This window comes from Candidatus Brevundimonas phytovorans (assembly GCA_029203145.1).
GTDB lineage: Bacteria > Pseudomonadota > Alphaproteobacteria > Caulobacterales > Caulobacteraceae > Brevundimonas > Brevundimonas phytovorans.
The window spans coordinates 1,331,093-1,355,738 of record CP119309.1 but is presented as its reverse complement, the minus strand read 5'-3'; the positions used below and the strand labels follow the sequence as shown (position 1 = coordinate 1,355,738).

Here is a 24,646-nt window from a genome sequence, read left to right as displayed (position 1 = left end):
ATTGCGCTTGACCGCATCGTGAGACGCCCTTATTCGCCCTCTTCTCCTCCTCGCGGAGGGGAATGCGGGTGTAGCTCAGTTGGTTAGAGTGCCGGCCTGTCACGCCGGAGGTCGCGGGTTCGAGTCCCGTCACTCGCGCCATTTTCTTCAGCGAAGAGAATGGCGCGCCCCGCCCATCACCAAGAACGTCCCCTCTAATTTTATCCTGACCATCAGGCCGTTCGCTTGCGCGTTCTTGCGCCCCGAAATCGCGCCCCGCTGGACCGTGCGCGACCTTTTTCGGCAGGCCGAACGTTCGGCGCTTGACCGCATCGTGAGACGCCCTTATTCGCCCTCTTCTCCTCCTCGCGGAGGGGAATGCGGGTGTAGCTCAGTTGGTTAGAGTGCCGGCCTGTCACGCCGGAGGTCGCGGGTTCGAGTCCCGTCACTCGCGCCATTTTCTTCAGCGAAGAGAATGGCGCGCCCCGCCCATCAAGAGCCTGTAGTTCCTCAAAAATAGAGACCAGACGCCAAGCTTGGCCTTGAGGCTGAGTCTGTATTTCGTGCTGGTCAGAGCCCCTGTGGGGCGGCGCGATTGCACCCTTGTCAGAAAAAAAACAGTGCAAATCGTGCAATGGGCGTCGCTCGCAGCCGCCCTTGCAGCCGCCCTGGGAGCCACTCTTGCAGACGGGCTCGCTGAGCCTCGGTGGAGGCCACGACCCTAAACGGGCGATGGCGGCCAGGAATGTCAAAGACAGCCTCTAGTGTGATCCCGCTTTAGCCTCAGGCGAGCCGATCTGATCGAAGACACCGCAATCCTGGGATTTTACCGGGATTGGCGCAGCCGGTTGTGAAAGCCGGCCCTGCATGGCGTGGGGCACGGGCGGAATGAACGCGCAGGGACGCTCAAGAAAAAAGGGGGAGAGCTTTCGCCCTCCCCCCTCTTTGTTCCTGCTCGCCGGCCAATCAACTGACCGGTTTGACGTTGTCGTCCGAGTTGCGGTCGATCCAGCGGTTGTAGGGGTCGATCCCTGCAAAGGCCGGCTTCTTGTCCGTGACGAAGCGGAAGACCTGGGTTCCGCTGCGCAGGGGCCGACGCTCCATCAGCATGACCGACCTCTGGTCGAACACCCCCTTGCCCGGCTCGGCCGAGAACAGGCCGACGTCGAAGGTTTCGTTCAACGGGGCCTCCGTCTCCTCGCCCTTGCCGTCGGCGTAGAGCTTGCGGGCCTCGACCGTCAGGGCGACGTCCCACTTGCCGTCGGCGCGCTGGGTCGCCGTGACCGACTTGGCCTTCACGTCATACAGGGTGATCTTTTCGAACAGGTCGGTGATCAGGGCCTGCTTGTCCGCCGGGGCCTCGGCGCGCAGCGCCGCAACCAGGTCCAGCGAGCGCGGATAGGGCGCGGACTTGAAGGCGTACTGCGCCAGCACCCGACGCAGGGCGCGATTGACCGCCTCCTCGCCGATCTGATCGCGCAGCAGATACAGGACCAGGCCGCCCTTCTGATAGTGGATGTACTGCTGGTTCTCGACCCGCATCAGCGGCATCTCTTCCAGCCGCTCCATGCCGCGCGAGCGCAGGTAGCGGTCCAGCTCATACTTGAGGAAGCGACGGATCTTGTCGGGTCCGTAGAGCTTCTCCATCACCATCAGCGCCGAGTATTGCGCCAGGGATTCCGACAGCAGGGTCGATCCCTGCTGGTTCGATCCGACCACCTGGTGGGCCCACCACTGGTGGCCGACTTCGTGGGCGGTGACATAGGTGACGTAGTCGATCTTCTCCTCGTCGCTGAGGTCAGCGATGAAGCCCAGCCCTTCCGAGTAGGGCATGGTGTTGGCGAAGGCCTGAGCATAGGTGGCGTAGGCGGGGAACTCGATGATCCGGGCCTGACGGAACTGATACGGGCTGAAGGCCGTGCCGTAGTAGTCCAGCGCCGACTTCATGCCGTTCAGCATCCGCTCGACGTTCCGCTCGTGGCCCTTCTGATAATAGACGGCCAGTTCGATGGGGCCGTGCTGCTGCTTGGCCACCTGGTAGTCCGCTGACTGCACCGAGAAGAAGTTCAGCACAGGGGCCTCGGTGACGAAGCGGGCCGTGCGGCGGCCGTCCCTGGTTACGTCCGACACCTTGTAGCCCGGCGCGATCGGGGTCTGATCGGCCACCGTGGTCACGGTGATGTCGGCATTGACCCAGTCGGCGCCGATGTAGTTGTGGCCGCGCGCGCTTTCGTCCTCCAGCTTGGCCATGCGCAGTTCGGGCGGCAGGCCGTACTTGCGGCGCTTGGCCCGGTCGGACAGCAGGCCGTCGCGGCCCATGCCGATGGTCAGGCCGAACTCGCCATTGCTGACGAAGCTGCCGTTGTCGACGATCCGCGTCGTGTCGCCGCTGTTCTTGAAGCCGCGCTGCTCCAGCACCGTTTCAAAGGCGACGGTGCGCTTCTCGCCCGGCTGCATCGGCGTGGCGAAACGATAGATGCGATACTCGAACTCGGGCCACGCCTTGGCCAGGGTCGCGCCCTGAACCTCGATCTTCTCGATCTTCAGGCCGTGGTTCCAGCGCAGGTGCACCTCGTTCAGCGGCGCCGCCGTGCGGTTCTCGATGACATAGGTCCCCTTGGTCGTCAGGCGCGGCTGGTGCGGATAGAGGTCCAGGTCCAGCTTGACGTCGGTGATCGCGGGCTGAGGCGTCTTCTCGTACTTCAGCAGGGTCTTCTCATAGTCCGCCAGCAACTGCTCGCGCTGATCGCGGGTGCGATACTCGTTCCAGACGTTGGTGTTGACGTAGGCGTAGACGCCCAGGGCCACGAAGGCGGTCAGGGCGACGCCGCCGACCACGCCCGCCGGTCCCATCAGGCGACGCGGCAGACGCTTGAGGCGCGGCATGAAGCGCGTCTCCGCGCCGCGACGCCACAGGCCATAGGCGATGACCAGCAGGACGATGGCGAAGGCCGACCAATAGGCCTGCATCCAGCCGGCGTATCCGGCGAACTTGCCCAGACCGTTCATGTCCGACAGCGGCATCCCCGTCCCCGCGCCATAGCGATAGAGGACGTGGTCAAAGCCCATGTTGGACAGGACGATGGTCGAGATCAGATAGACCACCATGACGGCCCAGCCGACAAACTTGTTGGGCGACAGCGACTGGACAAAGATGGCCAGCACCGCCGTCAGAGCGAAGCTGATCGACTGGGGCACGACATACCAGAACAGGTATTTGCCGATCTCATAGTTGGTGTAGCCCTTGATCGTCTGCACGATCATCCCGGCCAGCGAGGCGGCCAGCAGGGTCGAGACCAGGACCAGGATCAGGGCCAGGGTCTTGGGCAGCAGGAAGGTCCAGTCGGGCGTCGCCGTGGAATCGATGATCTCATGCGTGCGGCGCTCGCGGTCGCGCCAGACCAGTTCGCCCGAATAATAGATCGAGATGATCATCACGATCAGGCCGAACGAGCCGCCCAGGGTCTCGATCACGACCCGCGTCACCGGCAGGACCGGCGCGCCGTAGATCTCGCCCGCGAACAGCAGGACGGCGACGCCGAAGGCGAAGCCCAGCGCCAGCATGACGCCATAGGCCGGGCTCTTGAACACGGACTTCATCTCGAAGGCGGTGCGCGAGACGAGCTGGGTCCAGCCGGCCTTGAAGCCATAGGTCGGCGCGGCCAGCGGCGCGATGGGCGCCGTGGCATCCGGCGCGGCCTCGGCCAGGGCCTTCAGCTTCTCCTGCTTGCGCAGCTTCGATCCGCGCGGAGACGGGCGATAGAGGGGATAGGCGACGGCCAGGAAGGCCAGGCTGATCCCCAGCCACAGCAGCTTGTTGCCCAGCAGGATGCCGGTCAGCGGCGCGTTGAGCGTGTTCCGCTCTGCCGCCGTCCAGTATTTGGTCGCCAGACCATAGGCGCCGGCGCCGAAAGGCTCCAGCCAGGCCACCAGGGTCTCCAGCTCCGGCTTGGAGCCGAACACTGTGGTCGTGGTCATGTAGAGGATGAAGACCCCGACGACGCCGACATAGGTGGCCATCATCGAGCGCGTCACCGTCGCCAGGGTGAAGAAGACCGCCGAGCTGAACAGCAGCCCCGGCAGGCCCATGACGACGAAGCCATAGAGGTAGTCCAGTGGACGGAAGGGCCCGACCGTCTCCTTGTCCACCCACGGCATCAGGGTGCCGATCAGGATGCCGAGCGCGACGCTCAGGAAGGCCAGGCCCACCACGGCGAAGGCGCCGAGGAAGCGACCATAGAGGTAGTCAAACTTCGACAACCGGCTGGCCTGGATCATGGGGCCAAAGCCGGTCGTGGCGTCACGCACCACGACGTTGGCGACAATGGCCGTCGTCGCCAGCATGAAGAAGAGGTTGAAGGCCAGATGGGCCTGCGCGATCGCATAGGGCGCGTTTTTCAGGACGTTGCCGCCCGTGCCCAGGCTGACGTTCGGACTGGCGACCAGACCGAAGCTCAGCAGGAAGAAGAGGATGGAAATGACCCAGAAGGCGGGCTGGCGAAGCTGATAGCGGAACTCGAAGGCCGCGACTTTCCCGAACATGATCCGGGCCTCAGGCGGCTTGAGCGGCGGGACGGCGCGAGGCGGCCAGGGTCGAGAAATAGACATCCTCCAGACCGCCCGAGGCCGGCTCGAAGCCCTCGCCCGGCTGGGCGTCGGCCAGGACGTGGATCACGGTCTGACCGGCGAACAGGCGCGTGGAGATGACCTCGAAACGGGCGCGGTGTTCCGGCAGCGCCTCCTTGGCGATGGCCTTCTTCCACACGCGACCGGACATCTGCTTCATCAGCTCCAGCGGCGCGCCTTCCAGCTGGATCTTGCCGCCCGCCAGCACCGCCATGCGCGGGCACAGGTCGGCCACGTCCTCGACGATGTGGGTCGACAGGATGACCACCACGTTCTCGCCGATCTCGGCCAGCAGGTTGAGGAAGCGGTTACGCTCCTCCGGGTCCAGACCGGCGGTGGGCTCATCGACGATAATCAGGCGCGGATTGCCGATCAGGGCCTGGGCGATGCCGAAACGCTGGCGCATCCCGCCCGAGAAGCCGGCCAGGGCCTTGTTGCGCACGCTCCACAGATTGACCTGGTTCAGCAGGGCCTCGACCGTCTGCTTGCGGTCCTTGCCGTCGGCGATGCCCTTCAGCACCGCCATGTGGTCCAGCATGTCGTAGGCCGAGACGCGCGGATAGACGCCGAAGTCCTGGGGCAGATATCCCAGGGTGCGGCGCAGCAGTTCCGGCTGGCGGATCACGTCGATGTCGCCGAAACGGATCTCGCCCGAGGTCGGGGTCTGCAGGGTGGCGATCGTGCGCATCAGCGTCGACTTGCCCGCGCCGTTCGGCCCCAGCAGGCCGAACATCCCGGTCGGGATCGTCAGGCTGACGTCGTCCAGAGCCCGTGTCCCGTTGCCGTAGACATGGACCAGATTGTTGATGGTCAGCATTGAGCGCCCCCGCGTGTAAAAGGTGCTTTACGCTGACGGATTCAACGCCTGCTCTTCAAGTTACAAATCGGACAGGAAAGCCCGATCAGAGGTCGTCCACGCGCTGCTCCGCCGCCTGCACCTCGGCCTTCATCCAGCGGACGAAGGCGCGGGCGGGTTCGGACACGCCGCTGCGTCGGGTCAGGACGTGGTAGGCCATCTCGGTCGAAAGCGCCCCGTCGGCGAAGGGCGACACCAGCCGCCCCGACGCCAGATCCTCGGCCACGAAGGCATAGGGCGCCAGGGCCACGCCCTGACCGTGGGCGGCGGCTTCGATGGCCAGCGCCGTCTGATCGAAGCGCGGTCCGGCGGTGGCGTCGACGCCGTCCACGCCTCGCGCCTTCAACCATGAGGCCCAGTCGGGACGCGGCTCTTCCAGCTCACCAGCGCGCAGGTGGATCAGGACGTGCTGCGCCAGATCGGCCGGGCGCTTCAGCGCCTTGGGCCCCGTCAGCAGGGCCGGGCTGCACACCGGAGTGACATCCGCCGACAAAAGACGCTCGGACCGCACGCCAGAATAGTCGCCGCGACCGTAGCGGACGGCCACATCCACCCGTCCGCCGCCGACGTCGGCCAGCCGCATGTCCGCCGACATCCACACCTCGACCTCGGGGTGGGCCGCCGCGAACCGGGCGATGCGCGGGGCCAGCCATTTGGCGGCGAAGGACGGCGGGACGCTGACCGCCAGGGCATGACGACGGTCCGGGCGATACAGCAGGTCCCCTGCCCGCTTCAGATAATCGAAGCCGTCGTGCAGAAGCGGATAGAGTTCCGCCCCCAGATCGGTCAGGGCGATCTGGCGCCCCTCGCGGTGGAACAGGGGCGCGCCCGCGTGCTGCTCCAGAATGCGGATCTGCTGACTGATGGCGCCGGGCGTGACCGAAAGCTCCTCGGCGGCGCGGGTAATGTTCAGACGGCGGGCGGCGGCCTCGAACGCCTTGAGCGCGTTCAGCGGCGGAATGCGGCTGTCGACGGCGACGTCCTTCTTGCCGCTCATCAGGCGAGCCAGTCCGGGGTCGGCAGGCCGCGCGCGGTCAGGAAGGCGGGGTCATAGACCTTGCTGGCGTAGCGCTGACCGGAGTCGCACAGGACGGTGACGATGGTCTTGCCCGGTCCCATATCGCGCGCCATGCGGATGGCCCCGGCGATATTGACCCCGCTGGACGGGCCCAGCGACAGGCCCTCATGCTTCACCAGGTCGAACAGGATGGGCAGGAACTCGGCGTCCTCGATCCGGTAGGGGTGATCGACCGCCAGCCCGTCCAGATTGCCGGTGATGCGGTTGACGCCAATGCCCTCGGTGATCGAGGAGCCCTCGCCGGCCAGCTTGCCCTCGGTGAACCAGCTGTAGAGGGCGGCGCCCGGCACGTCGGCCAGACCGATGGCGACCTCGGGCTTCTGTTCACGCAGGTAGGCGGCGCAACCCGCCAGCGTCCCGCCCGAACCGACGGCGCAGATGAAGCCGTCGATGGCGCCGTCGGTCTGTTTCCAGATTTCCGGGGCGGTGCCTTCGTAGTGGGCTTCGCGATTGGCCAGGTTGTCGAACTGATCGGCGTAGAAGGCGCCGTTCGGCTCGCTCTCGTTCAGTTCCTCGGCCAGACGGCGGGAATAGGCGACGAAGTGGTTGGGGCTGGCGAAGGGCGCCGGATCGACCTCGATCAGGCGCGCGCCGTGCAGGCGAACCGCCCGCTTCTTCTCATCCGTCTGACTGCGCGGCATGACGATGACGACGGGGTGGCCCAGAGCCGCGCCGACCAGGGCCAGACCGATGCCGGTATTGCCCGCCGTGCCCTCGACGATGACGCCGCCGGGCTTGAGCGCGCCCGAGGCCCGCGCCTTGCGAATGATGCTGAGCGCCGCGCGATCCTTGATCGAGCCGCCGACGTTCATGAACTCGGCCTTGCCGAGGATTTCACAGCCTGTCAGCTCCGACGCGCGCTTGAGGCGCACCAGAGGCGTGTTGCCGATCAGGCCGAGAACATCAGGCGCGACGATCATGGAAAATCCGAACTGGGAGAAGACGCAGTTCTCTTAGCCACAGTTCAGATTTTCTAACAACCGGATCAGATGTGGATGACGCGTCCGTAGGCGTCCAGAGCCGCCTCGTGCATGGCTTCGGACATGGTCGGGTGCGGATAGACGATGCCGTGGATGTCTTCCTCGGTCGCTTCCATGGTGATGGCGGTGACGTAGCCCTGGATCATTTCCGTGACTTCGTGGCCGATCATGTGGGCGCCGATCAGGGCGCCGGTCTGGGCGTCGAAGATGACCTTGACGAAGCCGTCGACCTCGCCCGCGGCCACGGCCTTGCCGTTCACGCGGAACGGGAAGCGGCCGATCTTGACCTCGCGCTTGTCGGCGCGTGCGCCCTGTTCGGTGACGCCGACCGAGGCGACCTGCGGCTGGGCGTAGGTGCAGCCGGCGATGGGCGAATGGACGTTCGGCGTCTTGTAGGCGGCGATGTGCTCGGCGGCGTGGATGCCTTCGTGCGAGGCCTTGTGCGCCAGCCAGGGTGCGCCGGCGCAGTCGCCGATGGCGTAGAGACCCTTGACGTTGGTCTGGCAGTGGCTGTCGGTCTTGATGTGGCCGCGGTCCAGCTCGACGCCCAGCGCCTCCAGACCGATGCCGTCGGTGTTGGCGGTGATGCCGACGGCCGAGATGCAGACCTCGGCCTCCAGGGTTTCGGCCTTGCCGTTCACTTCAACAGCGACCTTCACGCCCTTGGAATCCTTGGTGACTTTCGTGACCTTGGCGCCGACCTTGAACTTGATGCCGCGCTTCTCGAACGACTTCTGCGCGGCCTTGGAGACCTCTTCGTCCTCGACCGGCATGATGCGGTCGACGGCTTCCACCACGGTCACTTCAGCGCCCAGGGCGCGATAGAAGCTGGCGAACTCGATGCCGATGGCGCCCGAGCCGATGACGACGAAGGTCTTGGGCAGCTTCTTGGGCGCCAGGGCGTCGCGGTAGGCCCAAATCTTGTCGCCGTCCGCTTCCAGACCGATCTGCGGCAGGGCGCGGGCGCGGGCCCCGACGGCCAGCATGACGGTCTTGGCCTCGATGGCGCGCGTGCCGCCGGCCTTCAGGGCCACGACGACCTTGGGCGCCACCGCGCCCTTTTCGAGCGTGGCCGATCCCTCGATCACCTCGATCTTGTTCTTCTTCATCAGGAAGCCGATGCCCTTGTTCATCGTCGCCGCGACCCCGCGCGAGCGCTGGATGATGGCGTCGAAGTCAAAGGCGGCGCCCGTCGCCGACAGGCCGTATTCCTTCAGGTGGCTCAGGCTCTCGAACTTCTCGCCCGACTTCAGCAGGGCCTTGGTGGGGATACAGCCCCAGTTCAGGCAGATGCCGCCCAGGTTCTCGCGCTCGACGATGGCGACCTTCAGGCCCAGTTGGCTGGCGCGGATCGCCGCGACGTACCCGCCGGGGCCCGAACCGATGACGACGAGATCGAATTCAGCAGCCATGGTCAGATCAACTTCTCGATGTCGGCCTTGATGGCCTCAGGTTCAGTCTGGGGCGAATAGCGCGCGACGACGCGGCCTTCGCGGTCGGTCAGGAACTTGGTGAAGTTCCACTTGATGGCCTGGGAGCTCAGGAAGCCGCGCTTCTGCTGGGTCAGCCAGGCATAGAGGGGGTGACGGTTCGGCCCGTTGACCTCCACCTTGTCGAACAGGGGGAAGCTGACGTCGAAGCTGGTGGCGCAGAAGGCGGCGATCTCCGCCGCCCTGCCCGGCTCCTGCTGGCCGAACTGGTTACAGGGAAAGCCCAGCACCTCGAACGGCGCGTCGGCGAAGTCGCGGTGCAGCTTCTCCAGCCCGTCATACTGACCGGTGAAGCCGCACTTGGACGCCGTATTGACGATCAGCAGCGCCTGACCGCGATAGCGGTCCAGCGCCACGTCCGTGCCGTCGATGGCGCGGGCGGAGAAGTCATAAACCGAGGTCATGACCCCTCTCCTCCCACTTTTTCAGCACATGATCTCATCCGAAAACCGCTGACACTTTTCGGGATCATGTGACTAGGCCAGCATCGCCACGGGATCTTCGATCAGCGGCTTGAACGCTTGCAGGAAGCGAGCGCCCGTTGCGCCGTCGACCACGCGGTGATCGCAGGTCAGGGTCACGGTCATGACGGTGGCCACGGCCAGTTGCCCGTCCTTGACGACAGCCCGTTGTTCGCCAGCGCCCACGCTCATGATGCAGCCCTGCGGCTCATTGATGATCGAGGTGAACTGCTTGATGCCGAACATGCCCAGGTTGGACACCGAGAAGGTGCCGCCCTGGAACTCTTCCGGCTTCAGCTTGCGTTCGCGCGCGCGCTTGGCCAGGTCCTTGGACTCGGTCGCGATCTGCGCCAGGCCCTTGGTCTCGGCCTTCTTGATGATCGGGGTGATCAGGCCGCCGTCGATCGCCACCGCCATCGAGACGTCGGCGTTGTGGTGCATGGCGATGCCTTCGGGGGTGTAGGAGGCGTTCGCCTCCGGCACGATCTTCAGCGCCAGGGCAGCGGCCTTGATGACGAAGTCATTGACCGAGACCTTGATGCCCTGCGGCTCCAGCATCTTGTTCACCTTCGCGCGGACGGCCATCAGCTGGTCGATCTCGACGTCGATGAAGAGCGGGAAGTGCGGGACGTTCTGGATGCTGTCGACCATGCGACGCGCCACGGCCTTCTTCATCCCGTCCAACGGGATCAGGTCGTAGCTGCCGTCCGGGATGCCCATCTGGGCCAGCGACTGAGCCTGACGCGGGGCGATGCCCGTGGGCGCAGCGGCGGTCGTGGTGGAGGCGGCCGGTTGAGCGGCGCCCTTCGGAGCCCCCTCGACATCGCGCTTGACGATGCGGCCGTGCGGGCCGGTGCCCTTGATCGACTTCAGATCGACGCCGTTCTGGGCGGCGATGCGACGGGCCAGGGGCGAAGAGAAGATGCGCTCGCCGCTGGCCGATTTCGGCGCAGCCGGAGCCGGTGCTGCGGGAGCAGCAGCCTTGGGCGCTTCAGCCTTGGCCGGAGCGGCCTCAACCTTGGGCGCTTCAGCCTTGGCGGCAGGGGCAGGCGCACCCGCGCCGCCCTCATCCTTCAGGCGAGCGATCGGAGTGTTGACCTTCACGCCTTCCGTGCCTTCAGCGACCAGGATGTCGGTGACTTCGCCTTCATCGACGGCCTCGACTTCCATCGTGGCCTTGTCGGTCTCGATCTCGGCGATGACGTCGCCGGCGGAGACGACGTCCCCGACCTTGACGTGCCACTTGGCCAGAACGCCCTCTTCCATCGTCGGAGACAGGGCCGGCATCAGGATGTCGGTCATTGAGCGGACTCCGTGTTCGCAGCCTGTGCCTTGGCGTGGGCTGCGTCCCAGCTGTCGCAGATGGCCTTGAACGCCGTCGCCTGATCAAAGCCGTGATGCTCGGCGTAGGCGTGGGAATAGTGCCAGGCCAGTTCCGCCAGGACGACGCCGATATTGCCGGGCTCAGCCAGAGCCGGGCGGATGTTCATGATAGGGCCGGCGCCGTTCCACCAGACGCGGGCCAGTTCAATCACCTGATCCTCGGGGGCGTTCAGGCCCTCGGGGATCGGCAGGGAACGTTGTTCCAGAGCAGCGGCGTCCATCAGGCCATCACCTGCTTCACGGCGGCGACGATCTTGTCCACGCCCGGCAGCGACAGCACTTCCAGGTTGGCGGCGTAGGGCAGCGGCACGTCTTCCTGGTGCACGCGCAGCGGCGGCGCATCCAGATAGTCGAAGGCGTGTTCGATCACGCGAGCCACGACCTCGGCGCCGACGCCCATCGGGCCCCAGCCTTCTTCGGCCGAAACCAGACGGCTGGTCTTCTTGACGCTTTCGACGATGGTTTCGTGGTCCAGCGGGCGCAGAGTGCGCAGGTCGATGACCTCGGCCTCGATGCCTTCCTCGGCCAGCTTCTCAGCGGCCTGGAGGGCGAAGCCGACCATGCGGGCGTGGGCCGTGATGGTCACGTCCTTGCCTTCGCGACGGACCTTGGCCTTGCCGATCGGCAGGACGTAGTCATCGCCTTCCGGCACGTCGAACTCGGCGCCGTACAGCATTTCGTGTTCGAGGAAGACGACCGGGTTCGGGTCACGGATGGCCGCCTTCAGCAGGCCCTTTGCGTCAGCGGCGTCATAGGGCGCGATGACCTTCAGGCCCGGAATCTGGGCGTACCAGGCCGAGTAGTCCTGGCTGTGCTGGGCGCCAACGCGGCTGGCGGCGCCGTTGGGACCACGGAAGACGATGTCCGCACGGATCTGACCGCCCGACATATAGAGGGTCTTGGCCGCCGAGTTGATGATGTGGTCGATCGCCTGCATGGCGAAGTTGAACGTCATGAACTCGACGATCGGCTTCAGGCCCGCCATGGCGGCGCCGACGCCGAGGCCGGCGAAGCCGTGCTCGGTGATCGGGGTGTCGATGACGCGACGCTCGCCGAACTCCTGCAGCAGGTCGCGGCTGACCTTGTAGGCGCCCTGATACTGGGCGACTTCCTCACCGATCAGGAAGACGCGGTCGTCACGACGCATTTCCTCGGCCATGGCGTCGCGCAGGGCGTCGCGCACGGTCGTCTTGACCAGCTTGGCGTCGGCCGGAATTTCCGGGTCGCGCAGTTCGACCTTGGGCGCAGCCGGAGCCGCAGCAACCGGAGCCGGAGCGGCCTCGGCTTTAGGCGCTTCAGCCTTGGGCGCAGGCGCGGGCGCGCTGTCTTCACCGGCCAGACGCGCGATCGGCGTGTTGACCTTCACGTTCTCGGAGCCTTCCGGCACCAGGATTTCCAGCACTTCGCCTTCATCGACGGCTTCGACTTCCATCGTCGCCTTGTCGGTTTCGATCTCGGCGATCACCTGGCCGGCCGACACGGTGTCGCCTGCCTTGATGTGCCACTTGGTCAGCGTGCCCTCTTCCATCGTGGGGGACAGCGCCGGCATCAGAATGTCGGTCACGGATCAGGCCTCCACGTAGACGTCAGTATAGAGCTCGGACGGATCCGGCTCCGGGCTTTCCTGTGCGAACTGCACGGCTTCGGCGACGATGGCTTTCACCTCGTTGTCGATGGCCTTCAGCTCTTCCTCGGTCGCCTTGGCGGCGGCGAGCAGCATCTTCAGATGGTCGATGGGGTCGCGGGTCTTCTTGACCTCGTCGACCTCTTCCTTGGTGCGGTACTTGGCCGGGTCCGACATGGAGTGGCCGCGATAGCGGTAGGTCTTCACTTCAAGGATGTAGGGACCTTCGCCAGCGCGGGCGCGGGCCACGGCGCGGGCGGTGGCGTCGCGCACGGCCAGGACGTCCATGCCGTCAACCTGCTCGCCCGGAATGCCGAAGCTGGCGCCGCGCATGTAGAGCTCGGTCGTGGACGACGAGCGTTCGATGCTCGTGCCCATGGCGTACTGGTTGTTCTCGATGATGTAGATGGCCGGCAGCTTCCACAGCTGGGCCATGTTGAAGCTCTCGTAGACCTGCCCCTGGTTCGAGGCGCCGTCGCCGAAATAGACGAAGGAGACGCTGTCATCGCCACGGTACTTGCCGGCGAAGGCCAGGCCGGTGCCCAGCGCCACCTGGGCGCCGACGATGCCGTGACCGCCGTAGAAGCCGGTCGCGGTGTCGAACATGTGCATCGAACCGCCCTTGCCCTTGGACGAGCCGCCGATGCGTCCGGTCAGCTCGGCCATGACGGCGTTCGGGTCCATGCCCGCGGCCAGCATATGGCCGTGGTCACGGTAGCCGGTGATGATCTTGTCGTGGCCCTGCTTGACGCTCTCCTGAACGCCCACCGCCACGGCCTCCTGGCCGATGTAGAGGTGGCAGAAGCCGCCAATCAGGCCCATGCCGTAAAGCTGGCCCGCGCGCTCCTCGAAGCGGCGGATGAGGACCATCTCGCGGTAGAAGCGCAGCAGGTCTTCCTTCGAAGCCTGGGGCGTGTTCGGAATCTTGGTGTCGTCCGCGCTGGACGAGGATTTATGAGCGGCGGCTTTCGCCATCCGGCATCTCCCGGCTGCGCCCCCAGTTTCAGGGACTCTTATCGTTACGGAAAGGGGCTTTAGCAGCCTTCGTTCCCGAAACGCAAAGCGCGCTGGTCTGGCTGTAACAATAGTTCAGGAGGTGCGGATCGCGTCAGGGTTGTGCGCGGCCGGACTGCTCAGGCGAACCACGTAGTCGCGGGGATCGGCAAAGCCGAGCACCGCCCTCGCCCGCTCTTCCAGCAGATCCTTCGAGAGACTCTCGGTCCGCAGATAACGCACGCGCACTTCCAGGTCGCGGCGCTGCTCCGTCAGGTGGGCCAACTGGGCCTCGCGCTTGGCGAGAAGCGCATCACGCTCGCCGCCGCTCAGCAGACCGCGCTGCCCGGTCAGGGCCTGAACGCCCAGATAGAGGATCAGAAACAACAGGAAGGCGGACGGAAGATAGGGCTTCATCTGTTCGGGCACGACGGACGCTCCTTCTGAGCGTGAACACAGTTTCCTGATCCTGACTGAAAATGCCTAACGAACCGTAGCTTGGCCGTAATTGCGAACGCCGCCTCCGAGGTTCGGAGACGGCGCTCAGCACTTCTTTGTGAGAAGGCCTATTTCAGCAGCATGCCGTCGCCGAAATAGACGGCCTGGTCGCCCAGCATCTCTTCGATGCGCAGCAATTGGTTGTACTTGGCCGTCCGGTCCGAACGCGCCAGCGAACCGGTCTTGATCTGTCCGCAGTTGGTGGCGACGGCCAGGTCGGCGATGGTCGAGTCCTCGGTTTCACCCGAACGGTGGCTCATCACCGAGGTGTAGCCGGCGCGGTGCGCCATATCGACGGCGTCCAGAGTCTCGGACAGGGTGCCGATCTGGTTGACCTTGATCAGGATGGAGTTGGCCAGGCCTTCGCCGATCCCGGCGGCCAGACGGCGCGGGTTGGTCACGAACAAGTCATCGCCGACCAGCTGAACGCGGTCGCCCAGACGGTCCGTCAGCAGCTTCCAGCCGTCGAAGTCGTCTTCGGCGCAGCCGTCTTCGATCGAGACGATGGGGAAGCGTTCGACCAGATCGGCAAGATAGCCGACCATGCCGTCGGCGTCGAAGGACTTGCCCTCGCCCGTCAGGTTGTACTTGCCGTTCTTGAAGAACTCGGTCGAGGCGACATCGAGGCCCAGGTGGAAGTCCTCGCCGGCAAGGTAGCCGGCGGCCTGACCTGCCTTGGTGATGAAGGCCAGGGCTTCTTCGGCCGAGGCCAGGTTCGGGGCGAAGCCGCCCTCGTCTCCGACGTTGGTGTTGTGGCCGGCATCCTTCAGCGCCTTCTTCAGCGCGTGGAAGATTTCAGCCCCCATGCGCAGGGCGTCCGAGAAGCTGTCGGCGCCGGTCGGCAGGATCATGAACTCCTGAATGTCGATCGGATTGTCGGCGTGGGCGCCGCCGTTGATGATGTTCATCATCGGGGTCGGCAGGACGCGGGCCGAGACGCCGCCGATGTAGCGGTGCAGCGGCAGGTTCGAGCTGAGGGCGCTGGCCTTGGCCGCAGCCAGCGACACCCCCAGGATGGCGTTGGCGCCGAGACGGGCCTTGTTGTCGGTGCCGTCCAGTTCGATCAGAGCCTCGTCCAGACGGCGCTGGTCTTCGGCGTCCATACCGGACAGGGCGTCGAAGATCTCGCCGTTGACGGCGTCGACCGCCTTCTGGACGCCCTTGCCGCCCCACATGTCCATGTCGCCGTCGCGCAGTTCGACGGCTTCGTGCGCGCCGGTCGAGGCGCCCGACGGCACGGCGGCGCGGCCAAAGCTGCCGTCTTCCAGAGTGACGTCCACCTCGACCGTCGGATTGCCCCGGCTGTCGAGAATCTGGCGGGCGACGATGTCGGCGATGTCAGTCATGAGGAAGGCGCTCTGTCAGGAGAAGAAGGTGCGACGGCCGGTTTAGACCAGCCGCCGCCGAATCGCCAACCGGGCGACGCGTCTTCCCTGATTTCGGCGTCAGCTGCAGCCTTCGACGTTCTGAATGCTGGGGCCGCCCGCGTGGATAAAGGCGACCTTGCCGTCCTGACCGATCTCGAACACCAGACCGCGCGCGGTCGGGTCGGTGACATAGGCGCCCTGCAACTGAGGCTTGCCAGGCCAGACGGTGACATAGGCCGAGGGCGCGCCCTCATACTTGTGCGGCGTCACGGTAGCCGCGGCGCCGTAGCGGGCCTTCAACTGCTCGCCGTCATCGCCCACGCCGACGCCGTCCTCGGTCTTGATGGTCGAACCCTTCTTGGCGGTCAGGCGCGTCAGAACACCATTCTCCAGCATGACCAGCACGCCCTCGGGCGCGCGGGCCGGATGGTAGTAGCGACACTCTGCGGGGTTCGCTTCAGCCGCATTGGTAGAAGGCGGTCCCACGGCCGCGTCCACCTCGGCCTGGGTCATGCCGATCTTCAGCGGACCATAGCCCAGCGGCGTCAGGACGGTGGCGGAGGCGGCGTCGGCTGCTGCTGCTGGTGCGGCGGCTTCAGGGGCCGTCGCCTCGGGCGTCTTGGCGGCTTCCGGGGCGTTGCAGGCGGCCAGGGCCAACAGGGCGACGGAACAGAGGACGGTGTTGCGGATCATGTGGAGCGCTCCAGGTTCAGCTTCACGGCACACAACGCACGAAAACGGCGCGCGATGTCATCGCGCGCCGTTAAAATCTATCGTCCGGCCGAAGCCGAGGCCGTAATGAAGACTAGTCTTCCTTCGGCGTGATGACCTGACGGCCGCGATAGGTGCCGGTCTTCAGGTCAATGTGGTGCGGACGCTTCAGCTCGCCCGTGTCCTTGTCTTCGACATAGGAGTTGGCGCCGAGGGCGTCGTGTGCGCGACGCATGTTGCGACGCGAGGGGGATACTTTGCGTTTCGGAACGGCCATGTCCGTCTCAATCTCTAAGTCGGTGCGCCGTGAAGACGCGAAAACATACAGTGGCGGCCCCCCGATAAGAGCCGCCACGCGAGGCCGGGCTTATGCATGAAGACGCTGCCGATTTCAAGGGCGTCCGTCGGATGAGCGTCGATGGATGGCGATAGCCCGATTTTCGTAGGGAATACGGCGGTTTCGCGACCGGATCAGGGGCCGATAGGCCCCGATCCCCAGGCCAGGGCGCCGCGCGGTTCACGATTGGCCGACCAGAGTGATTCGCCGCGCCTTGTCAGACCGAGGCTTTCGTCAGGGTCTCCGCGACCGCTTCGCCGATGGCCAGGGAACTGGTCAGGCCGGGGCTCTCGATGCCGAACAGGGCCATCAGGCCGTCGATGCCGTGATGCTCGCGGCCATGCAGTTGGAAGTCCGGCTGCGGCTCGCCGGGGCCGTGCAGCTTGGGCCGGATGCCGGCGTAGTCGGGCGTCAGCCGCTCGACCGTCACCCCCGGCCAGAAGCGGCGGATATAGCCCGCGAACGCCTCAGCCTTGGCCGGATCGACCGAATAGTCCTCGGTCTCGACATAGGCCAGGTCGGGGCCGAACACCCCCTGCCCACCCAGATCCTTGCGATAGTGGGTGCCCAGCGCCCCTGGAATGGGCGGCGGGTAGATCAGTCGGTTGAACGGCGCCGGGCCCGTCAGACGGAAATAGACGCCCTTGCCGAGGTGACGCGCCGGGATGTCAGTCGCGGGATAGCCGTCAATGGCGGCGGCGACGGTCTGTGCCGACAGGCCGGGGGCCGTGACCAGCAACCGCGTCGTCAGCACCGCCCCGCCCTCCCCCGAATCTGAGCTGCCCGCCGTGATGCGGAAACCGCCGTCAGGCAGCGGCTCGGCGCGCTCGAACGGCGTGGAGAGGACGACTGAGCCGCCTACGTCCTCGATCTCGCCCTGCAGGGCCAGCATATAGCCGTGGCTGTCGAACAGGCCGCTTTCGGGCGACAGGATCGCGGCGTGGGCGTTCAGTTCCGGCTCGAGCGCCCGCGCCTGGGTGCCGGTCAGATGTTTCAGCCCCTCCACGCCGTTGGTCGTGGCCTGCTGGAAGATGGTCTCGATGCGCTCGACCTCGGCTTCCTCGGTCGCCACGACCAGCTTGCCGCATTTCCAGTGGTCGATCTTGTGACTGGCCAGGAAGTCATAGAGGGCCCGTCGCCCCTCGACGCAGAACTTCGCCTTCAGCGAACCGGTCGGATAATAGAGCCCGCCGTGGATGACCTCGGAGTTTCGCGAGGACACGCCCTGACCGATGTGGGGCTCCTTCTCCAGCACCAGCACCGACAGGCCGCGTCTGGCCAGCGCCCGCCCGCAGGCCAGCCCCACAGCCCCCGCCCCCACGACCGTCGCGTCGAAGTCGAAAGGCGTCAGCATAGGTCAGGCACCTTAACGCTGATGAATATTGCTAATGGCCACAAAACCAGGGTCAGAAAGCCCCACCATGCCCGGGGCTCGTTGCGGACTATGAAGGCATTCCATCCGTTGATCAGCACGCCGATTATGCCGAAAGGCAAAGTCACGCCAGCCAAGACGAAGAGGTAGGCTGGCCATCCTGCACAGGAATCGCCCCCCATTCCCGACATGGCTGCAAACAGCAGCAACATGGGGGAGCCTAGGATAAAGGCGGCTGTCGACAGGATGAGAGCCACAAGCAAGAGCCTGCTACGACGCTTGGTCAAGACGGACTCGTGTTCCGACATTGCGCCCCCTTCAGCGAAAACGCCGAGCCGCTTCACCTTCAAAACAAGCTATCAGCTTGTCGACCGCACGGTCGAAGTTCGCGTGCAGCATCATGTCCAGCATGCGCGACTTGAAGGCGAAGTCGATAAAGAACTCCAGCCGGGTCCCCTCGGGGTGCGGATGGAACTCCCAGCGGTTCTTCAGGTGCTTGAACGGACCGCGGATCAGCCCGACCTCGACCTTGGGCGCGTGGATGTCATGACGGACCCAGGTCGAGAACCGCTCGGTCAGGAAGGCGAAGCCCACGCCCGCCTCGGCGTCCAGCAGGCGGACACCCGGCGCCTCCTCGCGCTTGTTCCAGACGCGCATGGAGGTGATCCACGGCACGAACTCTGGATAGGCCTCAACGCCCGCGACCAGGTTGGCCAGATCTTCGGGCGCATAGGGAAGGATGCGCGTAACGCGATGGACCGCCATTCAGGGCTTAGCGAGCCGCACGGCCTGCCTGGGCCTGACGTGCAGCCTTCAGGCGAGCGAAGTCGTCCCCGGCGTGGTGCGACGACCGCGTCAGCGGCGACGATGACACCATCAGGAAGCCCTTGGCGCGGGCGATGGCCTCATAGGCCTTGAACTCTTCCGGCGTGACGAAGCGGTCGATGGCGGCGTGCTTGCGCGTCGGCTGGAGATATTGACCGATGGTGATGAAGTCGACGCCGGCGGACCGCATGTCGTCCATCACCTGCATGACCTCTTCCTTGGTCTCGCCCAGACCGACCATGATACCGGACTTGGTGAACTGGTTCGGGTCGCGCTCCTTGACCATCTGCAGCAGACGCAAGCTGTGGAAGTATCGGGCGCCGGGGCGGATCTTCAGATAGAGGCGCGGAACGGTTTCGAGGTTGTGATTGAAGACGTCGGGCGTGGCGTCGATCATGACCTCGGCCGCGCCGTCCTTGCGCAGGAAGTCGGGCGTCAGAATCTCGATGGTGGTGTTGGGCGCCTGCAGGCGGATCTGGCGCACCACTTCGGCGAAGTGGGCGGCGCCGCCGTCGGCCACGTCGTCGCGGTCCACCGAGGTGATGACCACATGGTTCAGGCCCATCTGCTGGACGGCCAGGCCGACCTTGGCGGGTTCTTCCGGGTCCAGGGCCTGCGGCAGGCCGGTCTTGACGTTGCAGAAGGCGCAGGCCCGCGTGCAGGTGTCGCCCATGATCATCAGGGTGGCGTGCTTCTGGCTCCAGCACTCGCCGATGTTCGGGCAGGCGGCTTCTTCGCAGACCGTCACCAGACCCTTGGAGCGAACAATCTCCCGGGTCGCATTATACTGACCCGAGCCGGGCGCCTTGACGCGCAGCCAGTCAGGCTTCTTCAGCACCGCCGATTCCGGGCGGTTCTGTTTTTCCGGGTGACGCAGCTCTGAAGGCTTCTTCGTCAGGGTGTCGATCAGCGTGACCATAGCCGGCGGTCTGGCTCCTGTGCAGAAGGGCGGTATGTCGGCTTTCCGACCGCCAATGGCAAGCCACAGACGGTTTCAGTGAGGAAGATGCGACGTTCACGCGACGTTACGCATCTTTTCAAGGCGACCTTACGTCACTAGGTTCCGGCCTCTTGTAACCGAGAGAGCCGCTGAGAGCTCTCCGAAGGAGGACGTGCTTGCGGGCTGCCCTGGATCCCAAGGTCTATGACGAATCCCTGTTCGACGCGCTGATTGAGGCGCGCGCCCGCTTTGGCGACAAGGAAATCCTGGAGGACCAGGATCGTCACCCCCTGACCTATACCGGCCTGATCCGCGCCGCCTTTGTGCTGGGTCGCAAGATCGCCGCCATGACGAAGGCGGGCGAGCGCGTCGGCGTCCTTCTGCCGTCCAGCGCGGGCGTGGTGGTGACCTTCTTCGGCCTGCACGCCTTCGGCCGCGTGCCGGTCATGCTGAATTTCACCTCGGGCGAGGCCAATCTGAAGGCCGCGCTGAAGACGGCGGGCGTCACCAAGATTCTGTCGGCCAAGCGCTTCGTCACCCAGGCCAAGCTGGACGACCTGATGACCGCCCTGGGCGAGGTCGCTGAGATCATCTGGCTGGATGACGTGCGCAAGACCATCGGCCTGGCCGACAAGCTGTATGGCCTCAGCGCCGGCATGGCCCCGCGCCGCTTCCGCACAAAGACCGACCCGGATTCGCCGGGCGTGGTCCTGTTCACCTCGGGTAGTTTCGGCGCGCCCAAGGGCGTGGTGCTGAGCCAGCGCAATCTGGTCGCCAACGCCCGTCAGGTCGCGGCCCACATCGACCTGAAGCCGGAGTGGGTCATGTTCAACCCGCTGCCGACCTTCCACTGCTTCGGCCTGACCGGCGGGGTCATCCTGCCGCTACTGCAAGGGATGAAGGCGTTCGAATACCCCTCGCCCCTGCACGCCAAGCAGATCACCGACCTGCTGCCGCAGGTGAAGGCCTCGATCCTCTTCGCGACCGACACCTTCCTGAACCAGTACGCCCGCGTGGCCGAGCCGGGTGACTTCGCCACCCTGCAGTTCGCTGTCGCCGGGGCCGAGAAGGTCCGCGAGGAAACCCGCGCCGCCTTCAACGCCAAGTTTGGCGGCCTGACTTTGCTGGAAGGCTATGGCGCGACCGAGGCTGCGCCCGTGGTCGCGGTCAACCATCCCGACCGCAACCGTCCCGGCACCGTCGGTCAGATCATGCCGGGCATGGAATACCGCCTGGACAAGGTCGAGGGCATTGAGGGCGGCGGCCGGCTGTACCTGCGCGGTCCCAATGTCATGGCGGGCTATATCTCGTCGACTGACCCCGAGAGCATCGAGCCGCTGGAAGGCGGCTGGCATGACACGGGCGACATCGTCGACATCGACGCCGAGGGCTACATCACCATCCTGGGCCGGGTGAAACGCTTCGCCAAGGTCGGCGGCGAAATGGTCTCCCTGTTGGGCGTCGAGGACATGGCCGGCGCCGTCTGGCCTGACCATCGCCACGCGGCGGTGTCCGTGCCCGACAGCAAGCGGGGCGAACGTCTGATCCTGGTCACAGACCACCAGGGCGCCGCCTCGGCCGAGTTGTCCGAGTGGGCCCGCGTCAACGGCGCGCCGGAGCTGGGCGTGCCGAAGAAGATCATCAAGATCGCCGTCATTCCGGTACTGGGCACCGGCAAGACCGACTATGTCGCCATCCAGAAGCTGGTTGAGGAAGCTCTGAAGGCCGCCTGATCAGGATGGCTTGCGGCGCGCGCTGCTTCGCCTAACCTCCGCCCTTGCGCCCCGCGTCGGTTCGGTTCCCGGACCTGACGGTCGGACGCCAACGGGAGGAAAAAACGAATGGCGAGTGCAGCGTCTATTTCGGGCTGGGCCCCGCGTTTCCAGAGCGTTCTGCGGATCGTCGCCGGTCTGCTGATCCTTCAGCACGGTGCGCAGAAGATCCTGGGTTTCCCGCCCGGCGGACAGGGCGGCGGCTTCGACGCGTCCAGTCTGTCGACCCTGGCGGGCTGGTCTGGTCCGATTGAACTGGTCGGCGGCGTCCTGATGGTGCTGGGCCTGTTCAGCCGCCCGACCGCCTTCATCCTGTCGGGCTTCACCGCCGTGGCCTACTGGATGGTGCACGCGCCGCAGAGCCCCTATCCGATCAACAATGGGGGCGAACTGGCCGCGCTCTACTGCTTCGTCTTCCTGTATCTCTTCTTCGCCGGTCCGGGCCCGATCGCTCTGGACAGCATGATGCGCAGCGGCGGCCGCCGCCGCTGACCGATCAGATCGGCGCCTGGATCAGCCGATCCGGGCGCCGGTCATCGAGATCGAGCCGCCTTCGATGGCGTCGTTAAAGAAGCGCACCGCCTCGCCCGGCGTTTGCTGAGCCGCGACGTAGAGCAGCGGCAGATAGTGTTCGTCGGTCGGCACGCTGAGCTCGGCCTGTTCGGCCAGATGCACCCAGTCGATCAGGGCGTCGTGGTCGCCCGCGACAAAGGCGCGCTTGACCGCCTCGTTGAAGTCGATGGCCCAGTCATAGGGCTCGCCGCCCGCCCGCTTCCAGGTCCGCAGATTGTGCACGAAATCGCCAGAACCGGCGATCAGCACCCCTTCGTCCCGCAGAGGTTGAAGGCGCTTGGCCAGTTCATAATGGCCGCGCGTGTCGAGGGTGCGGTCCAGCGACAGCTGAACGATCGGCACGTCGGCTTCAGGCCAGACATGGGCCAGCACCGACCAGGCGCCGTGGTCCAGTCCCCACTGCGTCGTCTGTTGCGCGCCCGTCAGTTCCGCCACCCGGGCCGCCAGCGAGGGCGAACCGGGCGCGGGGTACTGCATGGCGTGAAGTTCGGGCGGGAAGCCACCGAAATCATGGATGGTTTCCGGCTGTTCCTGCGCCGTCACGCCCAGCCCGCGGGTCTCCCAGTGGGCCGAGATCATGACCACGCCCTTGGGCTTGCCGATCTCTTCTCCCAGCGCGCGCCAAGCGTCCGCGAAGGGACCGCCCAGAGCGTTCATCGGAGAGCCGTGACCAAAGAAGATAGCGGGCTGGCGCATGATCTTAACCGTGCAGCTTCTTCGCGATTTCCGCGACATGCTGACCCTGGAAGCGGGCGCCGTCCAGTTCGTTCTGGCTGGGCATGCGCGACCCGTCGCCCTTGGTCAGGGTGGTGGCGCCGTAGGGGGTGCCTCCGGTGATTTCGTCCATGTTCATCTGACCGGCGAAGGAATAGGGCAGACCCACCACGACCATGCCGTGGTGCATGAAATAGTTGTGCAGGCCGGCGAAGGTGGTTTCCTGACCGCCATGCTGGGTGGCGGAGGCGCTGAAGGCGCTGCCGACCTTGCCGATCAGCTTGCCCTGTCCCCACAGACCGCCGGTCTGATCGAGGAAGGCGCGCATCTGCGATGCGGCGGTGCCGAAGCGGGTGCCGGCGCCCAGGATGATGGCGTCATAATCAGCCAGTTCGTTGACCTCGGCGATCGGCGCGGCCTGATCCATCTTGTAGCCCGAGGCCTTGGCCAGGTCGGCGGGCACGGTTTCCGGCACGCGCTTGATGTCCACCACGGCGCCTTCGACGGCGCGCGCGCCCTCGGCGACGGCTTCGGCCATCTGTTCGATATGGCCATAGGTCGAGTGATAGAGGACGAGAATCTTGGGCATCAAACGCTCCGCTAAATCTGACTGACGCAAAAGCAACTGCATCAGTGCCTGATTTAGCGACATGTTGCGGCGCCGCAAGTCCCCGTCGTCAAATTTCCACACGATGCGCCAAGGGGCAGACCCGATCATAGAAGGCTTGGCCGGCCGGGGCGCGCCCGCCCCGCGACAGGATGAAGCGGTGCTCGACCACCATGGCCTGCTGCTCGATATTCAGACCGCGCCAATCGCACAGGTCGTCCAGCGGATAGTCGTAGGCGGCGGGACCGTCGCCCGCGCGCAGCTTTTCGGTCAGCAGATTCACGCCGTTCTGCGCCTGCCAGACATGGACCATTTCGTGGACGAAGACGGCCTGGGTCCGCAGCGGCGCGCGCGACAGGTCGGGCTCCAGCGTCTTGCTCGGCCAGACAATCCAGTCGCGCCCAAACCAGCGGCCCGGCACAAAGGCGCGGTCGAACGGCCAGGGTGAGGCCAGAAAGCGGACGTCGTCCAGTCTCAGCGCCGCGCCGAAGACCTCGCGCGCCAGCGCCGCTTCACCGTCCGCCAGCGGCCGTATCATTGCCTGTCCATTCCCAATGCCAAGGTTCAAAGACATAGGGCGTGAAGCCGAAACGGGAAGCATTGGCCACCAGCCAGCGATAGGCCGGACCTTGGGCCATGTGGCGACGGCTCAAGGGGTCGGTCGAGTCCACGCCCATGCCCGCGACATGGCCGACGTGGATATCGACGGCGGTTCCGGTCCGGTGCGGCGAGCAGACGGCGCGGCGAACTCCGTCGCAATTGCCTTGGGAGGCGCAGCGGGCCGCGTCGGCCTCAGGATCGCGGAAGCCCGAGAATATCTGCATCAGTTCGGGGTCGGCCGCGATGGCCGGCACCTCGGCGCGGGCGGCGGCGGCCATGCGGCGATAGGCGTCCAGCACGTCGCGACGCAGCAGGCGCGTCATCCGCTCGGCGTGTTCTTCCTGCGGCGACAGATAGCCCAGCAGGCTGATCGGCGGCGGTTCGGGGCACTCCCCCCTCACCCGCGCCATGACGAAGGGGCGCCGCTCCTGCCAGAGACCACGAAACACTTGAAACGTCGGCTGGTCGAACTGGCCGGTCGCCGTCAGGCCTCGACGCGCCTGAAAGCCCGCCAGGGCCTCAGCGAAACCCGCTGACGCCGGGTCGCACGGCGAACCGATCTCGCGCTGGATCAGGGGGGCATAGGTCTCCCATCCCCACTCCGCCGAACCGAACGGCGACCATTCCAGGGTGTAGAGCGAAATGCCGTTGGCCAGGGCCGCGCTGTCCCAGGCCGTGGTGGGCCGGTCGCAGATCTGGGCGCCGCCATCGGACGCGGCGTCGTCTCGGGCCTGAGCCGCTCCGGCGGCGCCGAAGACCGCCAGAAAGGCGGCGGCAAGGATCGCAAATCGCACTGACATGACGCCAGCAGGCCCCAGCTTGCCGGGAACCGCAAGGGCGTCTTCGCCTGTTCGCAGAAA

Annotated in this window: 24 protein-coding genes and 2 tRNA genes; 4 read left to right on the top strand and 22 right to left on the bottom strand. The window is 65.7% G+C overall.

Annotation, left to right across the window (positions count from 1 at the left end):
- Positions 1 to 64 precede the first annotated feature (64 nt).
- Together P0Y52_06450 and P0Y52_06445 are read left to right on the top strand one after the other, a co-directional pair.
- A tRNA-Asp gene (locus tag P0Y52_06450) sits at positions 65 to 141 on the top strand.
- Between the two features lie 218 nt (positions 142 to 359).
- A tRNA-Asp gene (locus tag P0Y52_06445) sits at positions 360 to 436 on the top strand.
- A 509-nt stretch (positions 437 to 945) separates the two neighbouring features.
- On the opposite strand, the gene P0Y52_06440 is transcribed toward P0Y52_06445, so the two are convergent.
- The 18 genes from P0Y52_06440 to lipA form a co-directional block, all read right to left on the bottom strand.
- Positions 946 to 4,521, bottom strand: coding sequence for a M1 family aminopeptidase (locus tag P0Y52_06440; protein ID WEK59178.1), 3,576 nt, complete (start codon positions 4,519 to 4,521; stop codon positions 946 to 948).
- Positions 4,522 to 4,531: 10 nt separating this feature from the next.
- Entirely contained in the window at positions 4,532 to 5,422 is an 891-nt protein-coding gene (locus P0Y52_06435) for an ABC transporter ATP-binding protein (protein WEK59177.1), read from the bottom strand.
- A gap of 85 nt (positions 5,423 to 5,507) precedes the next feature.
- Positions 5,508 to 6,458 carry a transcriptional regulator GcvA gene (gene gcvA / locus P0Y52_06430; GenBank protein WEK59176.1) on the bottom strand — a complete coding sequence of 317 codons (951 nt, stop codon included), beginning with the start codon at positions 6,456 to 6,458 and terminating at the stop codon, positions 5,508 to 5,510.
- Positions 6,458 to 7,459: a cysteine synthase A gene (locus P0Y52_06425; protein ID WEK59175.1), complete on the bottom strand. Its 1,002-nt coding sequence runs from the start codon at positions 7,457 to 7,459 to the stop codon at positions 6,458 to 6,460. Before P0Y52_06425 ends, gcvA begins: the two co-directional genes overlap by 1 nt.
- Before the next feature lie 65 nt (positions 7,460 to 7,524).
- Positions 7,525 to 8,931: a dihydrolipoyl dehydrogenase gene (lpdA, locus tag P0Y52_06420; protein WEK59174.1), complete on the bottom strand. Its 1,407-nt coding sequence runs from the start codon at positions 8,929 to 8,931 to the stop codon at positions 7,525 to 7,527.
- A gap of 2 nt (positions 8,932 to 8,933) precedes the next feature.
- A complete protein-coding gene (locus P0Y52_06415; protein ID WEK59173.1) occupies positions 8,934 to 9,413 on the bottom strand; it encodes a glutathione peroxidase in 480 nt (159 codons plus the stop codon).
- Positions 9,414 to 9,485: 72 nt separating this feature from the next.
- Positions 9,486 to 10,772, bottom strand: a complete 1,287-nt coding sequence (locus P0Y52_06410) for a pyruvate dehydrogenase complex dihydrolipoamide acetyltransferase (GenBank protein WEK59172.1) — start codon at positions 10,770 to 10,772, stop codon at positions 9,486 to 9,488.
- The gene (locus tag P0Y52_06405) at positions 10,769 to 11,074 is read right to left on the bottom strand and encodes a DUF5076 domain-containing protein (protein WEK59171.1); all 306 of its coding nucleotides are present in this window, start codon (positions 11,072 to 11,074) and stop codon (positions 10,769 to 10,771) included. The genes P0Y52_06410 and P0Y52_06405 overlap by 4 nt, the downstream gene beginning before the upstream one ends.
- Positions 11,074 to 12,417, bottom strand: coding sequence for a pyruvate dehydrogenase complex E1 component subunit beta (locus tag P0Y52_06400; GenBank protein WEK59170.1), 1,344 nt, complete (start codon positions 12,415 to 12,417; stop codon positions 11,074 to 11,076). The genes P0Y52_06405 and P0Y52_06400 overlap by 1 nt, the downstream gene beginning before the upstream one ends.
- Positions 12,418 to 12,420: 3 nt before the next feature.
- Positions 12,421 to 13,452, bottom strand: a complete 1,032-nt coding sequence (gene pdhA / locus P0Y52_06395) for a pyruvate dehydrogenase (acetyl-transferring) E1 component subunit alpha (protein WEK59169.1) — start codon at positions 13,450 to 13,452, stop codon at positions 12,421 to 12,423.
- A gap of 114 nt (positions 13,453 to 13,566) precedes the next feature.
- Entirely contained in the window at positions 13,567 to 13,899 is a 333-nt protein-coding gene (locus P0Y52_06390; protein WEK59168.1) for a septum formation initiator family protein, read from the bottom strand.
- A gap of 137 nt (positions 13,900 to 14,036) precedes the next feature.
- Positions 14,037 to 15,314: a phosphopyruvate hydratase gene (gene eno / locus P0Y52_06385; protein ID WEK59167.1), complete on the bottom strand. Its 1,278-nt coding sequence runs from the start codon at positions 15,312 to 15,314 to the stop codon at positions 14,037 to 14,039.
- Between the two features lie 99 nt (positions 15,315 to 15,413).
- On the bottom strand, positions 15,414 to 16,028 hold the full coding sequence (locus tag P0Y52_06380; GenBank protein WEK59166.1) for a hypothetical protein: 615 nt from the start codon (positions 16,026 to 16,028) through the stop codon (positions 15,414 to 15,416).
- 112 nt (positions 16,029 to 16,140) lie between these two features.
- On the bottom strand, positions 16,141 to 16,323 hold the full coding sequence (gene rpmF / locus P0Y52_06375; GenBank protein WEK59165.1) for a 50S ribosomal protein L32: 183 nt from the start codon (positions 16,321 to 16,323) through the stop codon (positions 16,141 to 16,143).
- 277 nt (positions 16,324 to 16,600) lie between these two features.
- Positions 16,601 to 17,737: an NAD(P)/FAD-dependent oxidoreductase gene (locus P0Y52_06370; GenBank protein WEK59164.1), complete on the bottom strand. Its 1,137-nt coding sequence runs from the start codon at positions 17,735 to 17,737 to the stop codon at positions 16,601 to 16,603.
- Positions 17,731 to 17,967: a hypothetical protein gene (locus P0Y52_06365; protein WEK59163.1), complete on the bottom strand. Its 237-nt coding sequence runs from the start codon at positions 17,965 to 17,967 to the stop codon at positions 17,731 to 17,733. The genes P0Y52_06370 and P0Y52_06365 overlap by 7 nt, the downstream gene beginning before the upstream one ends.
- A gap of 106 nt (positions 17,968 to 18,073) precedes the next feature.
- Positions 18,074 to 18,520: a type II toxin-antitoxin system RatA family toxin gene (locus tag P0Y52_06360; GenBank protein ID WEK59162.1), complete on the bottom strand. Its 447-nt coding sequence runs from the start codon at positions 18,518 to 18,520 to the stop codon at positions 18,074 to 18,076.
- Between the two features lie 7 nt (positions 18,521 to 18,527).
- Positions 18,528 to 19,499 carry a lipoyl synthase gene (gene lipA, locus P0Y52_06355; protein ID WEK59161.1) on the bottom strand — a complete coding sequence of 324 codons (972 nt, stop codon included), beginning with the start codon at positions 19,497 to 19,499 and terminating at the stop codon, positions 18,528 to 18,530.
- 197 nt (positions 19,500 to 19,696) lie between these two features.
- Between lipA and P0Y52_06350 the strand changes: the two genes are divergently transcribed.
- On the top strand, positions 19,697 to 21,253 hold the full coding sequence (locus P0Y52_06350) for an AMP-binding protein (protein ID WEK59160.1): 1,557 nt from the start codon (positions 19,697 to 19,699) through the stop codon (positions 21,251 to 21,253).
- Positions 21,254 to 21,361: 108 nt separating this feature from the next.
- A complete protein-coding gene (locus P0Y52_06345; GenBank protein ID WEK59159.1) occupies positions 21,362 to 21,784 on the top strand; it encodes a DoxX family protein in 423 nt (140 codons plus the stop codon).
- A 21-nt stretch (positions 21,785 to 21,805) separates the two neighbouring features.
- Here P0Y52_06345 and ygiD read toward each other — a convergent pair whose 3' ends face one another.
- From ygiD to P0Y52_06325, 4 genes are all read right to left on the bottom strand, one after another.
- The gene (gene ygiD, locus P0Y52_06340; GenBank protein WEK59158.1) at positions 21,806 to 22,561 is read right to left on the bottom strand and encodes a 4,5-DOPA dioxygenase extradiol; all 756 of its coding nucleotides are present in this window, start codon (positions 22,559 to 22,561) and stop codon (positions 21,806 to 21,808) included.
- 4 nt (positions 22,562 to 22,565) lie between these two features.
- Positions 22,566 to 23,168: an NAD(P)H:quinone oxidoreductase gene (wrbA, locus tag P0Y52_06335; protein ID WEK59157.1), complete on the bottom strand. Its 603-nt coding sequence runs from the start codon at positions 23,166 to 23,168 to the stop codon at positions 22,566 to 22,568.
- Positions 23,169 to 23,256: 88 nt separating this feature from the next.
- On the bottom strand, positions 23,257 to 23,724 hold the full coding sequence (locus tag P0Y52_06330; protein WEK59156.1) for a hypothetical protein: 468 nt from the start codon (positions 23,722 to 23,724) through the stop codon (positions 23,257 to 23,259).
- Positions 23,699 to 24,586, bottom strand: a complete 888-nt coding sequence (locus tag P0Y52_06325) for a D-alanyl-D-alanine carboxypeptidase family protein (GenBank protein WEK59155.1) — start codon at positions 24,584 to 24,586, stop codon at positions 23,699 to 23,701. Before P0Y52_06325 ends, P0Y52_06330 begins: the two co-directional genes overlap by 26 nt.
- Between the last annotated feature and the right edge of the window lie 60 nt (positions 24,587 to 24,646).

Bases quoted from the DNA above. Each gene is read 5' to 3' on its own strand.
- P0Y52_06370 (WEK59164.1), bottom strand. From the start codon at position 17,737: ATGCTGACGCCTTTCGACTTCGACGCGACGGTCGTGGGGGCGGGGGCT.
- P0Y52_06380 (WEK59166.1), bottom strand. From the start codon at position 16,028: ATGATCCGCAACACCGTCCTCTGTTCCGTCGCCCTGTTGGCCCTGGCC.
- P0Y52_06415 (WEK59173.1), bottom strand. From the start codon at position 9,413: ATGACCTCGGTTTATGACTTCTCCGCCCGCGCCATCGACGGCACGGAC.
- P0Y52_06325 (WEK59155.1), bottom strand. From the start codon at position 24,586: ATGTCAGTGCGATTTGCGATCCTTGCCGCCGCCTTTCTGGCGGTCTTC.
- P0Y52_06365 (WEK59163.1), bottom strand. From the start codon at position 17,967: ATGTTGCTGCTGTTTGCAGCCATGTCGGGAATGGGGGGCGATTCCTGT.
- wrbA (WEK59157.1), bottom strand. From the start codon at position 23,168: ATGCCCAAGATTCTCGTCCTCTATCACTCGACCTATGGCCATATCGAA.
- P0Y52_06345 (WEK59159.1), top strand. From the start codon at position 21,362: ATGGCGAGTGCAGCGTCTATTTCGGGCTGGGCCCCGCGTTTCCAGAGC.
- P0Y52_06330 (WEK59156.1), bottom strand. From the start codon at position 23,724: ATGATACGGCCGCTGGCGGACGGTGAAGCGGCGCTGGCGCGCGAGGTC.
- eno (WEK59167.1), bottom strand. From the start codon at position 15,314: ATGACTGACATCGCCGACATCGTCGCCCGCCAGATTCTCGACAGCCGG.
- lipA (WEK59161.1), bottom strand. From the start codon at position 19,499: ATGGTCACGCTGATCGACACCCTGACGAAGAAGCCTTCAGAGCTGCGT.
- gcvA (WEK59176.1), bottom strand. From the start codon at position 6,458: ATGAGCGGCAAGAAGGACGTCGCCGTCGACAGCCGCATTCCGCCGCTG.
- P0Y52_06360 (WEK59162.1), bottom strand. From the start codon at position 18,520: ATGGCGGTCCATCGCGTTACGCGCATCCTTCCCTATGCGCCCGAAGAT.
- lpdA (WEK59174.1), bottom strand. From the start codon at position 8,931: ATGGCTGCTGAATTCGATCTCGTCGTCATCGGTTCGGGCCCCGGCGGG.
- ygiD (WEK59158.1), bottom strand. From the start codon at position 22,561: ATGCGCCAGCCCGCTATCTTCTTTGGTCACGGCTCTCCGATGAACGCT.
- P0Y52_06410 (WEK59172.1), bottom strand. From the start codon at position 10,772: ATGACCGACATCCTGATGCCGGCCCTGTCTCCGACGATGGAAGAGGGC.
- rpmF (WEK59165.1), bottom strand. From the start codon at position 16,323: ATGGCCGTTCCGAAACGCAAAGTATCCCCCTCGCGTCGCAACATGCGT.
- P0Y52_06425 (WEK59175.1), bottom strand. From the start codon at position 7,459: ATGATCGTCGCGCCTGATGTTCTCGGCCTGATCGGCAACACGCCTCTG.
- P0Y52_06405 (WEK59171.1), bottom strand. From the start codon at position 11,074: ATGGACGCCGCTGCTCTGGAACAACGTTCCCTGCCGATCCCCGAGGGC.
- pdhA (WEK59169.1), bottom strand. From the start codon at position 13,452: ATGGCGAAAGCCGCCGCTCATAAATCCTCGTCCAGCGCGGACGACACC.
- P0Y52_06435 (WEK59177.1), bottom strand. From the start codon at position 5,422: ATGCTGACCATCAACAATCTGGTCCATGTCTACGGCAACGGGACACGG.
- P0Y52_06440 (WEK59178.1), bottom strand. From the start codon at position 4,521: ATGTTCGGGAAAGTCGCGGCCTTCGAGTTCCGCTATCAGCTTCGCCAG.